The organism is Verrucosispora sp. ts21 (assembly GCF_002879555.1).
GTDB lineage: Bacteria > Actinomycetota > Actinomycetes > Mycobacteriales > Micromonosporaceae > Micromonospora > Micromonospora gifhornensis.
This window is the reverse complement of the sequence record NZ_PNOZ01000045.1, coordinates 41,921-55,309: the sequence shown is the minus strand read 5'-3', so window position 1 is coordinate 55,309 and position 13,389 is coordinate 41,921. Positions and strand designations below refer to the sequence as shown.

Here is a 13,389-nt window from a genome sequence, read left to right as displayed (position 1 = left end):
GCTTCCATCGGCCGGTCAGACATGTACAACGACCCGCCGGCCACCACCATTCCCGGAACTGGCCATCCACGTGCCGGGGGCGGCCACTCGTCGGAGCCATCTACTCGGCACCGCAGCCTTCGTCGGCCGGTCAAGGTAGGTCGTCCGTCCAACCGCCCGCTGGCCGCCATCATTGCCCGGACGCCCGCACACCAGACCGGACATACCGCGCGCCGGCCGCACTTCCGGCCACCGGAGGAGCGGAGGCAGACGGCAACGGCCGAGGCAAACGGCGTCGGCAGGAGGAGCTCGCACCGTTTCGCCGAAACGGCGGGGTCCAGCTCGGCGGGATACCGCCATTTCGCCGAAACGGTGTCGATCACCGCGCGGCGGGGGGCACACCCCAGCAGCCACCCCTGGCCCACTTCAACAGCAAACCACCCAAACACACCCAAAACAAACTCAAGGCCGCTCGCGGCATGGACAACCCGGTGGCCAGCACAGCCAGCACAGCCGAAGGCCAAGACAGCCGAAGGCCAAGACAGCCCGAGGCCAGGACGACCCGAGGCCAAGACGACCCGAGGCCAGCACAGCCCGAGGCCAAGACGACCCATGAACAGAACGACCCGAGCCGGGACAGCCCAAGCCCAAGGCCAGGACGACCCAAGGCCAGGACGACCTGTGGCCAGGACGACCTGTGGCCAGGACAGCACGACAGCTGACGGCCGCGCGGGCGGTCGATCGAGGTCAGGCGACGAGCCGGCCTGCCGACGGGCCAAACGCGGCAAAACCTTCCACAGGCAGCCGGAATCAAACAGGCTGAGCCCACACGTGGCCAGACAGCGCCTGACAGGCCCTTCAGGCGGTCCGGGCGGAGGTCAGGCGGCGGGCCAGTCCTGCTGAGGGGCCAGACGTGGCGAGACCGCCCCCGGAGGAGCGGCCTCGAGCCAGGAAAGGAATCCGGTAACGGTGGATCGTGCCATGGCGATCTCGACCGGAGCGTGTCGACTCGTACAGCGGAGAATGACCCAGTCCGCCGGCATGGCCAGTCGTTCCTGGCCCTCCGGCAACCGCCGTCGCTCCACGCTCAGCCCGTCGCGGGAGAGCACCCGCTTGGGGCGTACCGCGAAACTGACCATCCGGTACCAGCGGAGTTCGTCGCCGACGAACCTGCCGAAGCCGGGCGACCAGCCCCGGCCGTCGAGCATCGTGGAGGTCCGGACGCTGAGCCGGATGATGCCTCCGCTTCTGGTGACCACTGCCCGCCGGATGAAGAGGAACAGAATCGCGCCGACAATCACGGCGAAGCCGATTCCGATCCCTTCCACGATCTCCATCGGCGGGTCGGCTCAGTTACCCGAAGCGGCGGAGGCCGGGCTTGCGCTCTCGGCGAGCACGGTGACGCCCTGCCCGCTCACGGAGAGGAAGCCGCCGGACACCTCGTAGGCGACCTGCTCGCCACCGGGAAGCTTGATGCGTACCTGGCCGGGCTCGGCGAGCTGGCCGAGCAGAGGCGCGTGCCCCGGCAGCACACCCAGCTCACCTTCGGTCGTCCGGGCCATGACCATCTCGGCCTTGCCGGACCAGACCTTCTCCTCTACGGCCACGAGCTGGACGTTGAGCTGCTCTGCCACGCTGTCTCCTTGCTGAGGCGGATTGGGGAAAGTCTAGTAGCGTCCCGGAGCTGTTCTTCACGCGGGTACCGAGAGCTGCACCACTCCTCAGCCCTTGTTGACCAGCTTGGGATGTTCGAGCAGGAACGGATCGAGCACTCCACGCTCCAGCGCGACGAAGAAGTCGTCCACCTCGGGCTCGAAGCGCTCGCCGATATAGCCGCCCCTGTTGTTGAAGATGCCTCCGCCCGGCAGCTTGATCATCTGGATGTTGCCGGGCCGGATGTCCTTGAGCGCCAGCGCGAAGTCGACCACGCTGTGCCCCCGACCGCTGAAGATCAGCGACTCACCGGCCGCCCGCAGCACCCGGTCCAGCTTGACCGGGTTGGTCACCACGTCGGCGCTGAACGCCTGGCCGGCCATCGCCTTGACGAACTGCTGCTGGTGCCGCTGCCGCCCGTAGTCACCGTCGGGCACGCCGTTCTCCGGGTACCGCTGGCGGACGTAGTCCAGCGCCTGCCAGCCACTCAGGTGCTGCTTGCCCTTCGGGTAGACCGCCTGCGGGCCGATGTAGCCCTCGCCGTTGGGGTTGCCCTTGCGGTGCTTGCCGTTCGGCTCGCGGTGCTCGGAGCGGACCTCCCGCTCGATGTTCATGGTGACGCCGCCCATGGCGTCGACGATCTTCTGGAAGCCGGAGAAGTTGATGATCGCACCGGCGTCGAAGCGCTTGATTCCGGTGACGTTCTGCACGGTGGTGGCGAGCAGTTCGAAGCCGCGGGCCGCATCCGGCTTGCCGCCGTCGGGCACCCGGCTGCCGAAGGACATCGCGTCGTTCAGCTTGGACATGCTGCCGTTGAAGCCCGCCTTGGGGTACGCCGGGATCTCGACGTAGAGGTCGCGGGGCAGCGAGAAGAGGTACGCCCGGTCCAACTCCTCCGGCACGTGCAGGACCATGATCGCGTCAGCCAGCGGTGCGGTCCTGTCGTTTCGTGGGTCGATGCCGACCAGCAGGATGTTCAGCGGTCCCTTGATGTCGCTCTTGCGTTCGCTGGCACCGGCCGCCTGGTCGCCGAAGAGGTCGGCCTTGCCGATGGCGCCCTCGTAGCGGGCCATCAACGCCTCGGCACCCACAAGGGACGTGCCACTGAGCATCATCAGCACCACGCCGAAGATGGTGCAGAACCTGGCCCAGACCGGGACACCGCGCCAGATCGACGGTCGCCCACCACGCTTGCCGCGTCTGCCGGCCTTACCCACGAGCATCTCCGTTCGTCGCGTCCCCGCAGGGGATACGGGTACGCACATCCGAATGGTTGAACACGATCACCACTCATCGGCGCATGAGCGTGGAGTAGACGGTATCTCGCGGAGGTCGTGATCGCCGACCACGGAAAACCGGGCAGCGGCGATGGTACGTGCCAAAGGTGAACGAAAGGCCGCCCCGGAGTTGTCCGGGACGGCCTTTCTCGTTCATGCGATCTGACCGAAGGGTCAGCCCTTCATCAGCTCGGCGGCCTTCTTCTCCAGGTCGTCGAGCCCACCGCACATGAAGAACGCCTGCTCGGGGAAGTGGTCGTACTCGCCCTCGCTGATCTTCCGGAACGCCTCGATGGTCTCCTTGATCGGGACCGTCGAGCCCGGCACGCCGGTGAACTGCTCCGCCGCGTAGGTGTTCTGCGACAGGAAGCGCTCGATCCGCCGGGCCCGCTGGACCGTGATCTTGTCTTCCTCGGAGAGCTCCTCGATGCCAAGGATGGCGATGATGTCCTGCAGGTCCTTGTACCGCTGGAGGATCCGCTTGACCTCGCTGGCCACCTGGAAGTGCTCCTGGCCGACGAACTCGGGCGCGAGGATCCGCGACGAGGACGCCAGCGGGTCCACCGCCGGGTAGATGCCCTTGTCGGAGATCGACCGCTCAAGGTTGGTGGTCGCGTCCAGGTGGGCGAAGGTGGTCGCCGGGGCGGGGTCGGTGTAGTCGTCCGCCGGCACGTAGATCGCCTGCATCGAGGTGATGGCCTGGCCCCGGACGGAGGTGATCCGCTCCTGGAGCTCGCCCATCTCGTCGGCCAGGGTCGGCTGGTAACCCACCGCGCTGGGCATCCGGCCCAGCAGGGTGGAGACCTCGGAACCGGCCTGGGTGAAGCGGAAGATGTTGTCGATGAAGAGCAGCACCTCCTGCTTCTTCACGTCCCGGAAGTACTCCGCCATGGTCAGCGCGGACAGAGCGACCCGCAGCCGGGTGCCCGGCGGCTCGTCCATCTGGCCGTAGACCAGCGCGGTCTTGTCGATGACGCCGGAGTCGGTCATCTCGTGGATGAGGTCGTTGCCCTCACGGGTGCGCTCACCCACGCCGGCGAAGACCGAGGTACCACCGAAGTTACGGGCAACTCGGGTGATCATCTCCTGGATGAGCACCGTCTTGCCCACGCCGGCACCGCCGAACAGGCCGATCTTGCCACCCTTGACGTACGGGGCGAGCAGGTCGATGACCTTGATGCCGGTCTCCAGCATCTCGGTCTTCGGCTCCAGGTCCGCGAACGCCGGGGCCTTACGGTGGATGCCCCAGTGGTCGTCGGCCTGGATGGTCTCACCCTCGGTGAGGTTGAGGCACTCGCCGATCGCGTTGAAGACGTGGCCCTTGACCGCGTCGCCGACCGGCACCCGGATCGGGAAGCCGGTGTCGCTCACCTCGGCACCCCGGACCAGACCGTCGGTGGGCTGCATCGAGATCGCGCGGACCAGGTTGTCACCCAGGTGCTGGGCGACCTCCAGGGTCAGCGTCTTCTCACCGCCGGAGAGGGTCACGTTCACGTGCAGGGCGTTGAACAGGTCCGGCATGGCGTCGCGCGGGAACTCGGCGTCGACGACCGGGCCAATGACCCGGACCACGCGACCGGTGGCCGTCTTGGTCTCTACTGGGGCAGTCATCACACTTCACTTCCCGACGCGGCCAGCGCGTTAGCGCCGCCGACGATCTCACTGATCTCCTGGGTGATCCCGGCCTGGCGGGCCGAGTTCATCTCACGCGTGTACTTGTCGATCATCTCTTCGGCGTTGTCGGTGGCGCTCTTCATCGCCCGCCGACGAGCCGCCGACTCGCTCGCCGCCGACTCCAGCAACGCCGCGTAGATCCGCGTGTTGATGTACTTCGGCAGCAACGCGTCGAGCAGTGCCTCCGGGTCCGGCTCGAAGTCGTAGTCCGGCAGGGCGCCGGGCGCCGCCTCCGAGCGGGGCCGCTCCTCGACCTGGAGCGGACCGATGATCCGGGTGACCGGGTTCTGGGTCATCAACGACTTGAACTCGGTGTAGACGATGTGCAACTCGTCCACCCCGCGTACGCCGTCGGGACCCGGGCCGCCGTCCACGTCGTCCGCACCGGCGACGAACGCCTTGATCAGCGTCTCACCGACCTCACGGGCGTCGGCAAAGGACGGCTGCTCCGAGAAGCCCGTCCAGTTGGCCTCGATCGGCCGGTTGCGGAAGCGGTAGAACGAGACACCCTTGCGACCGATGACATAGAGCACCGGCTCCTTGCCGTCGGCCTGCAGCCGGGCGATCAGCGACTCCGCCGTCCGGATGGCGTTGGAGCTGTAACCGCCGGCCAGACCCCGGTCGGCGGTTACCAGCAGCACGCCCGCCCGCCGCACCCGCTCGCGCGGGGTCAGCATCGGGTGGTCGATCCGCGCGTTGGACGCCAGCGCCGTGAGCACGCCGGTGATGGCGCGGGCGTACGGCAGGGACGCCTCCACCCGGGCCTGGGCCTTGGCGATCCGGCTCGTCGCCACGAGCTCCATCGCCTTGGTGATCTTCTTCATCCCCTTCGCCGAGCGAATGCGTTGACGAAGAACACGTACCTGCGCCGCCATGGCCCGACCCTAACGCTTCTCGGCCGGAGCACCGCCGCTGTAGCGGGTGACCGTCTCGTGCTCGGACTCGCCCTCCAGCGGCTCCGCCGGCGCCTCGTTGACCGTGCGCTCGTCCTCGCGGCCCAGGAAGCCCTTCTTGAACTCCGCGACCGCCGCGTCGAGGGCGGCGATGATCTCGTCGTCCCACTTGTTGTCGGCGATCGCCTGGAGGGTGGCGTTGTGCTTGCGCCGCAGGTACTCCAGGAACTGGGTCTCGAAGCGCCGCACGTCACCGACCGGGATGTCGTCCAGCTTGCCCTCGGTACCGGCCCAGACCGAGACGACCTCGTCCTGCACCGGGTACGGCGAGTAGTTCGGCTGCTTGAGCAGCTCGACCAGACGGGCACCACGGTCCAGCTGAGCGCGGGAGGCCTTGTCCAGGTCCGAGGCGAAGGCCGCGAAGGCCTCCAGCTCACGGAACTGGGCGAGGTTCAGCCGCAGCGAACCGGAGACCTTCTTCATCGGCTTCATCTGCGCGGCGCCACCGACCCGGGAGACCGAGGTACCGACGTTGATGGCCGGCCGGACCCCCTGGTTGAACAGGTCGGTCTCCAGGAAGATCTGACCGTCGGTGATCGAGATGACGTTGGTCGGGATGAAGGCCGAGATGTCGTTGGCCTTCGTCTCGATGATCGGCAGGCCGGTCATCGAGCCGCCGCCCATCTCGTCGGAGAGCTTCGCGCAGCGCTCCAGCAGCCGAGAGTGCAGGTAGAAGACGTCACCCGGGTACGCCTCACGGCCCGGCGGGCGACGCAGCAGCAGCGACACGGCCCGGTACGCCTCGGCCTGCTTGCTCAGGTCGTCGAAGACGATCAGAACGTGCTTGCCGCCGTACATCCAGTGCTGCCCGATGGACGAGCCGGTGTACGGAGCGAGGTACTTGAAGCCCGCCGGGTCGGACGCCGGGGAGGCGACGATGGTGGTGTACTCCATCGCGCCCGCCTCCTCCAGCTGCCCCTTGATGGAGGCGATGGTGGAGGCCTTCTGGCCGATGGCGACGTAGATGCAGCGGACCTGCTTCTTCGGGTCGCCGGTGGCCCAGTTCTCGCGCTGGTTGAGGATGGTGTCCAGGGCGACAGTGGTCTTGCCGGTCTTCCGGTCACCGATGATCAGCTGCCGCTGGCCCCGACCGATCGGGGTCATCGCGTCGATGGCCTTGATGCCGGTCTGCATCGGCTCGAAGACGGACTGCCGGGCCATCACGTTCGGAGCCTGGAGCTCCAGCTCGCGGTAGCCCTCGTCGACGATCTCGCCGAGGCCGTCGATCGGCTGGCCGAGCGCGTTGACCACGCGGCCGAGGAAGGCGTCGCCGACCGGTACGGAAAGAACCCGGCCGGTGCGCTTGACGCGCTGCCCCTCCTCAAGCCCGGAGTAGTCGCCGAGGACGACGACACCGATCTCCCGGACGTCGAGGTTCAGCGCCACGCCGAGCGTGCCGTCCTCGAACTCCAGCAGCTCGTTGGTCATGGTCGAGGGCAGGCCCTCGACGTGGGCGATGCCGTCGCCGGTGTCGGCGACGGTGCCGACCTCCTCACGGGAGACGTCGGGCGAGTAGGAGGAGACGTAGCGCTCAAGCGCGCCGCGGATCTCCTCCGTCGAGATGGTCAGCTCGGCCATCCTCTGCTTCCTTAAGTATCAGGGGCCCGGGATACCTAGTACCGACCGGTCCTCGGGTCGACTGTCGTTTCCGGGCGCTTCGCGGGGTGCTGGTCAGCGCTTCGCGAGCGCGTTACGGGTCTCGTTGAGGCGGCGCAGGATCGTCCCGTCGTACAGGTCCGAACCCACCCGGACGCTCGCTCCACCGAGGATCGCCGGGTCAACCGTAAGCTTCACGGCGACCGCGCGACCGTAGATGGCCGCGAGCCGGTCACTCAGCCGACGTTCCTCGTCCTCGCTGAGGGGTGCCGCGACGGTCACGTACGCGACCTGCCGGTCCCGCCGTTCCGCCGCCAACTCCACCAGCCGGGACAGCGCGGTGGAGAACGATCGGCCGCCGAAGCCGGCCAGGGCCGCCTCGACCAGTCGCACCGTCGCCGGGCGGGCCTTGCCCGTCAGGAGCATCCCGACCAGCTCGGCCCGTTGCGCCACCGGCGCGTTCGGGTCGGACAGGGCGTTGGACAGCTGCGGGTCTGCGGCGACCACCTGGCCGAAGCGGAACAGCTCGTCCTCGACCTCGCCCAGTTCGTCGGCCCGGTCGGCACTGCCCAGCAGGGCCTGCACGCCGAGGCGCTCGGCACCGTCGAGCAGCTCCGACGGCGCCGACCACCGGCCGGCGACAAGCGTGCCGAGCAGGTCGAGCGTGTCCGCGCCGACCTTGCCGGAGAGCACCGAGGTCAGCAGCCCGGTCCGGTCCGCACCGGCACGGGCCGGGTCGGACAGTGCCCGGCGCAGCCGAACCTCCCGCCGCAGCAGGTCCGCCACGGCGAGCAGTTCGGCACCGGTGGCGGCGACCGCCGACGGCTCGGCGCGGGAGATGTACTCCTCCAACCGCGCCAGGGCGGTGGCGTAGGACTCCCGGCTGGCGGCCTGCATCAGCGGGCCCCCGCGCTCTCGAGGTCGGTGAGGAACCGCTCGACCGTGCCCTTACGACGGGCCTCGTCGGCGAGCGACTCGCCCACGATCCGGCTGGCCAGGTCGACCGCGAGGCCGCCGACCTCCGCGCGCAGCTCGCGCACGATGGTCTGCCGCTCCACGGCCAGCGACTCCCGGCCGGCGGCGATGATCCGGTCCGACTCTTCCCGGGCCTTGGCCAGGATTTCGGTACGGATCGACTCGGCGTCGGCGCGGGCGTCGTCCCGGATCTGCGCCGCCTCGGTACGCACCTCGGCGAGCTGGGCCCGGTACTGCTCCAGCAGCTGGTTCGCCTCGGCCTGAGCAGCCTCGGCACGCTTGAGGCCGCCCTCGATCGCGTCGACCCGCGCCTGGTACATCGTCTCCATGCGCGGCAGCACGAACTTCATCAGGACGAAGCAGAGCAGGGCGAACGCGATCGACCCGACGACAAGCTCCTGCCAGATCGGCACGAGCGGGTGGTGCTCCACGCCTTCAGCGGCGAGATTCATGTCAGACCTCCGGGTCGCGTCGGGCGAGGTGTCAGACTGCGAACGCGAGCACCAGGCCGAACAGGGCGAGCGCCTCGACCAGCGCGAAGCCCAGGACCAGCCAGGTGCGGTTGTAGCCGGCGGACTCCGGCTGGCGGGCGCTGGCCTGGATGTAGGCCGCGAAGACCAGGGCGACACCGATGCCGGGGCCGATGGCGGCGAGACCGTAACCGATGGTGTTGACGCTGCCCTCGATGGCGGCAATAACGTCCATTGCTGGTATTCCTCCTAGTAGACGCGTGATCCCTCACGCGTACGCGGTCGTACCGGAAGCTCTGGTCGGGCCGGGCGGCCCGCCGAAGTCTGTGGTCAGTGCTCGTCGGCGAGCGAGCTGCCGATGTAGTTGGCGGTCAGGGTGACGAAGACGTATGCCTGCAACAGCGCGACCAGCACCTCGAAGAAGGCCATCAGGATGGCCATCAGGAAGGCGGCGATCGACGAGACCTGGATGAACAGGTTGTCCGAGGCGAGCATCACGAAGCCGCCGACGGTGAACACCAGCAGGATCAGGTGGCCGGCGAACATGTTGGCGAAGAGTCGCACTGCCAGGGTGACCGGCCGGTTGATGAAGTTCTGCAGGAACTCGATCGGGATCAGCAGGAAGTGCATCGGCCACGGCACGCCCGGGATGATCAGGGTCTGCTTGAGGTAGCTACCCAGACCGTGCTTACGGACGCCGATGTAGAGGTACATCACGTAGGTGATCACAGCGAGCACGATCGGGAAGGCGATGTGCGAGTTCGGCGAGATCTGCAACCCAGGGACGATGCCGAAGAGGTTGGTCACCACGATGAAGCAGAACAACACCGTGAAGTAGGGCGCGAACCGGATGCCGTCCTTGCCCATCTGCTCGCGGGCGATGTTGTCCCGGACCAGGCCGTAGACGGACTCGGCCATCCACTGACCCTTGCTCGGCACGAGCTTCGGGTTCCGGTAGGTGGCCATGAAGAAGATGATCAGAAGCCCGACGGCCAGCCAGATCATCAGCGTGAACTTCGTGACCCACGGACCGGCGAGATCCGGCGGGTAGAAGTCTCCGACGCTGGGGGGCCAGGGAAGGCCCTCTGCGGCGACAAGCTGTCCGCTCACCGTGTCATCCTCCGCACTCGACAGACCCGCGCGTGCCGGCACTCAGGCACTGAGCCTCTTCATGATCAGGTAGATCGCTCCGGCTGCGCCGAGCATCATGCCAACGGCGATCCCGATGCCGGTCGGCAGTCCGAGGATTTCCCCCGCCAACCAGCCGAGGAATCCCCACACCACGATGCCGGCGAGCAGGTAACCAACGACGGATCCGGCTGCGCCTTCCGACGAGTGTTCGTCGGAGCTTTTGCGGTGAGGGTTGTCGGCCATGACGTGGCGAACACTATCAGCCGGGAGTTTCACGAGTGTGCGGCACCCCCCACACTGCGAGCAGCGTGCGGGCGTTGGGAGCCGGCGGGTCGAGCCTCGGGTAAGAGTACTCCTGTCCGGCCACCGGAACAGGACCACGAAACGCCCGGAGAGAACCAACCGTACGGTCAGTGGTCGACCGAACGGTCCACGGTGGGCAGCGGGGTGCGCAGCGCCCAGGTCAGGTGAGCCCCGGTCCATACCACCACGGCCGCGATGATGGCCACGCCCATATCCGGCAGTCCGGGCCAACCGGTGGCCGCGACCGCCGCCATCGCCACGCCCAGAATCACGATCTTCGTGGCGTACGTGATCAAGCCCACTGACATGATCAGCTTCGGGTGCACCGCGTCGGCCCAGGCCACCGAGAAGCTGGAGATCAGATAGCTGACGATCACCAGGGCGATGCCGGCGGCCACTCCGGCCGCGCTGGTCGGCCCGCGCAACCAGGCCGCGACGGGCACCGCGACCACCGCCAACGCGGCGCAGGCGAGCAGCGGCAGGCGCAGGTGCGGCAGCCGGGCCCGGATCGCACCCGGCTCCCCCGCCCGCGGTGCGGTCGTCGCGGCCACGCCGGGCTCACCGGCACGCGGCGCGGTCATCGGGGGTACGCCGGGAACTCGGCGACCAGCTCGGCCACGTCGGCGGCGACCCCGGCCAGTACGTCGGCCCCGCCCGGAGCCGACGGATCAGCGCGTACCGCTCGGGCTATCAACTCCGCTACCTGCCGCATCTGTGGTTCGGTCATGCCCTGGGTGGTGACGCACGGGGTGCCCACCCGGATACCGGAGGCGACCATCGGCTTGTGCGGGTCGTACGGAATGGCGTTCTTGTTCAGCGTGATGGTCGCCGCGTCGCACCGCGCCTCGGCCTCGGCCCCGGTCACCCCGGTCTCCTGAAGGTCGATCAACGCCAGGTGGGTGTCGGTGCCGCCGGAGACCGGGCGCATGCCCTCGGCGGCCAGCCCGTCGGCCAGCGCCTGAGCGTTCGCCACCACCTGGGCGGCGTAGCGCCGGTACTCCGGCTGGGCCGCCTCGTGCAGGGCGACCGCCTTGGCCGCGACGGCATGCATCAGCGGGCCGCCCTGGGTGAACGGGAAGACCGCCTTGTCGATCCGCTCGGCCAGCGACTCCCGACAGAGGATCATCCCGCCGCGCGGTCCGCGCAGCACCTTGTGCGTGGTGGCGCAGACGACGTCGGCGTACGGCACCGGTGAGGGCACGGCCTGCCCGGCGACCAGCCCGATGAAGTGCGCCGCGTCCACCATCAGGTACGCCCCGACCTCGTCGGCGATCCCCCGGAACAGCGCGAAGTCGATCAGTCGGGGGTACGCTGTCGCGCCACAGATGATCATCTTGGGTCGATGGGCCAGGGCGAGGTCGCGTACCTCGTCGTAGTCGATCAGCTCGGTGTCCCGCCGGACGGTGTAGCCGACCGGCTGGAACCACTTGCCGGAGAAGTTGACCCGGCTGCCGTGGGTCAGGTGCCCACCGTGTGGCAACTCCATCGCCAGCACCGTGTCCCCCGGCTGCACCAGGGCGGCGTACGCGGCCAGGTTGGCGCTCGCCCCCGAGTGCGGCTGGAGGTTGGCGTGCTCGGCACCGAAGAGGTCCTTCGCCCGGGAGATGCCGATCTCCTCGGCCCGGTCCACCTGGGCGCAACCGCCGTAGTAACGCCGCCCCGGATAACCCTCGGCGTACTTGTTGGTCAGCGTGGAGCCCAGCGCGGCCAGCACCGCCGGCGAGGTGAGGTTCTCACTGGCGATCAGTTGCAGGCCGGTACGCAGCCGGTCGAGTTCGCCGAGCACCACCTCCGCGATCTCCGGATCGCTGGTGCTCAGTTGCTCGAAGTCCGGCCCCCAAAAGGTGCCTGTCGCGGTCTCCACAGCGCATGAGTCTATTGGGCCGCAGACTGGAAGCCGTGAGATGCCTGGTCACCGGCGCGACAGGTTACATCGGCGGACGTCTGGCGCCCCGCCTGCTGGCACAGGGGTACGACGTGCGCTGCCTGGCCCGACGGGCCGGACGGCTGCGTGACGTGCCCTGGTCCGGGCAGGTCGAGATCGTCGAGGCCGACCTGAGTCGGGCGGAGACCCTACCTGCGGCGTTCGACGGCGTCGACGTGGCGTACTACCTCGTGCACTCGCTCGGACAGGCCGGTTTCGAGGCCACCGACCGGCAGGCCGCCACGAACTTCGCCACCGCGGCCCGGGCGGCTGGCGTACGCCGGATCGTCTATCTGGGCGGTCCGGAGCCGGCGGCGGACGACCCGGCCACCTCGGCGCACCTGCGCTCGCGTAGCGAGGTGGGGCGGATCCTGCAGGCCAGCGGGGTGCCGACGGTGGTGCTGCGAGCAGCGGTGATCATCGGCTCCGGCTCGGCGTCGTTCGAGATGCTGCGCTACCTCACCGAGCGGCTGCCGGTGATGGTCACCCCACGCTGGGTGACCAACCGGATCCAGCCGATCGCGGTCCGCGACGTACTGCACTACCTGGTCGGCTGCGCGAGCCTGCCGGCCGAGGTCGACCGGGGCTTCGACATCGCCGGCCCGGACGTGCTCACCTTCGGCGAGATGATGCAGCGCTACGCCCGGGTCGCCGGGCTGCCCCGCCGGCTGCTGCTGCCGGTCCGCCCGCTGACCCCGACGCTCTCGTCGTACTGGGTCGGGCTGGTCACCCCGGTACCCAACGCGCTGGCCCGGCCGCTGGTCGCCAGCCTGATCCACGAGGCCGTCGCGCACGAGCACGACATCGCGGCGTACCTGCCGGACCCGCCAGGCGGGTTGACCGGCTTCGACGAGGCTGTCGAACTGGCCCTGGCCAAGGTCCGCGACGCCCAGGTGGAGACCTGCTGGTCCACGGCGGCCGGACCGAACGCACCTGCCGAGCCGCTGCCCAGCGACCCCGACTGGAGCGGCGGCACCGCCTACACCGACGTACGCGAACGGCCGGTGACGGCCTCACCTGAGGCGCTGTGGCAGGTCATCGAAGGCGTCGGCGGCGAGCACGGCTGGTACTCGTTCCCGCTGGCCTGGTCGGTACGCGGCTGGCTGGACAAGCTGGTCGGCGGGGTGGGACTGCGCCGGGGGCGACGCCACCCGCAGCACCTGAGAGTGGGCGAGGCGCTGGACTTCTGGCGGGTCGAGGAGATCGTGCCGGGCGAGTTGCTGCGCCTGCGCGCCGAGATGCGGCTACCCGGCCGGGCCTGGCTGGAGCTGCGGGTCCAGCGCGGCGACGACGGTGGCGTCCGCTACCGGCAGCGCGCCGTCTTCCTGCCGCACGGTCTGGCCGGGCACGCCTACTGGGCTGCGGTGGCACCCTTCCACGCCCTGGTCTTCGGCGGCATGGCCCGCAACATCACCGGCCGCGCCGAGCGGTAAGCGCCGAGCGGTAAGGAAGGG

General features: G+C 68.8%; 14 protein-coding genes. 1 reads left to right on the top strand and 13 read right to left on the bottom strand.

The genetic code is table 11. From position 1 onward, the window contains the following. Positions 1-857 precede the first annotated feature (857 nt). The 13 genes from C1A38_RS19880 to glyA all read right to left on the bottom strand — a co-directional run bounded on the left by C1A38_RS19880 (position 858) and on the right by glyA (position 11,875). Positions 858-1,316, bottom strand: coding sequence for a DUF2550 domain-containing protein (locus tag C1A38_RS19880; RefSeq protein WP_102659264.1), 459 nt, complete (start codon positions 1,314-1,316; stop codon positions 858-860). Between the two features lie 12 nt (positions 1,317-1,328). After that, positions 1,329-1,613 (bottom strand): F0F1 ATP synthase subunit epsilon, encoded by a 285-nt coding sequence (locus C1A38_RS19875; RefSeq protein ID WP_102659263.1) that lies wholly within the window; start codon positions 1,611-1,613, stop codon positions 1,329-1,331. An 87-nt stretch (positions 1,614-1,700) separates the two neighbouring features. Then, on the bottom strand, positions 1,701-2,855 hold the full coding sequence (locus C1A38_RS19870) for an LCP family protein (RefSeq protein WP_102659262.1): 1,155 nt from the start codon (positions 2,853-2,855) through the stop codon (positions 1,701-1,703). A gap of 228 nt (positions 2,856-3,083) precedes the next feature. Then, on the bottom strand, positions 3,084-4,520 hold the full coding sequence (gene atpD, locus C1A38_RS19865; protein ID WP_013735635.1) for a F0F1 ATP synthase subunit beta: 1,437 nt from the start codon (positions 4,518-4,520) through the stop codon (positions 3,084-3,086). After that, entirely contained in the window at positions 4,520-5,458 is a 939-nt protein-coding gene (locus C1A38_RS19860) for a F0F1 ATP synthase subunit gamma (protein ID WP_102659261.1), read from the bottom strand. Before C1A38_RS19860 ends, atpD begins: the two co-directional genes overlap by 1 nt. 9 nt (positions 5,459-5,467) lie before the next feature. After that, positions 5,468-7,114 carry a F0F1 ATP synthase subunit alpha gene (atpA, locus tag C1A38_RS19855; RefSeq protein WP_102659260.1) on the bottom strand — a complete coding sequence of 549 codons (1,647 nt, stop codon included), beginning with the start codon at positions 7,112-7,114 and terminating at the stop codon, positions 5,468-5,470. A 93-nt stretch (positions 7,115-7,207) separates the two neighbouring features. Further along, a complete protein-coding gene (locus tag C1A38_RS19850; protein ID WP_013735638.1) occupies positions 7,208-8,029 on the bottom strand; it encodes a F0F1 ATP synthase subunit delta in 822 nt (273 codons plus the stop codon). Beyond that, positions 8,029-8,559 (bottom strand): F0F1 ATP synthase subunit B, encoded by a 531-nt coding sequence (locus C1A38_RS19845; protein WP_013735639.1) that lies wholly within the window; start codon positions 8,557-8,559, stop codon positions 8,029-8,031. Before C1A38_RS19845 ends, C1A38_RS19850 begins: the two co-directional genes overlap by 1 nt. A gap of 31 nt (positions 8,560-8,590) precedes the next feature. Further along, a complete protein-coding gene (gene atpE, locus C1A38_RS19840; RefSeq protein WP_013735640.1) occupies positions 8,591-8,812 on the bottom strand; it encodes an ATP synthase F0 subunit C in 222 nt (73 codons plus the stop codon). A 95-nt stretch (positions 8,813-8,907) separates the two neighbouring features. Then, positions 8,908-9,729, bottom strand: a complete 822-nt coding sequence (atpB, locus tag C1A38_RS19835) for a F0F1 ATP synthase subunit A (protein WP_081476197.1) — start codon at positions 9,727-9,729, stop codon at positions 8,908-8,910. Continuing rightward, entirely contained in the window at positions 9,730-9,951 is a 222-nt protein-coding gene (locus C1A38_RS19830) for a hypothetical protein (protein WP_102659259.1), read from the bottom strand. 167 nt (positions 9,952-10,118) lie between these two features. Continuing rightward, complete coding sequence (locus C1A38_RS19825; protein WP_102659258.1) at positions 10,119-10,592, bottom strand: hypothetical protein; 474 nt, start codon at positions 10,590-10,592, stop codon at positions 10,119-10,121. Further along, a complete protein-coding gene (gene glyA, locus C1A38_RS19820) occupies positions 10,589-11,875 on the bottom strand; it encodes a serine hydroxymethyltransferase (protein WP_102659257.1) in 1,287 nt (428 codons plus the stop codon). Before glyA ends, C1A38_RS19825 begins: the two co-directional genes overlap by 4 nt. Before the next feature lie 35 nt (positions 11,876-11,910). On the opposite strand from glyA, the gene C1A38_RS19815 reads away from it, so the two are divergent. Beyond that, positions 11,911-13,368 carry an SDR family oxidoreductase gene (locus tag C1A38_RS19815; RefSeq protein WP_102659256.1) on the top strand — a complete coding sequence of 486 codons (1,458 nt, stop codon included), beginning with the start codon at positions 11,911-11,913 and terminating at the stop codon, positions 13,366-13,368. The last annotated feature ends 21 nt before the right edge of the window (positions 13,369-13,389 follow it).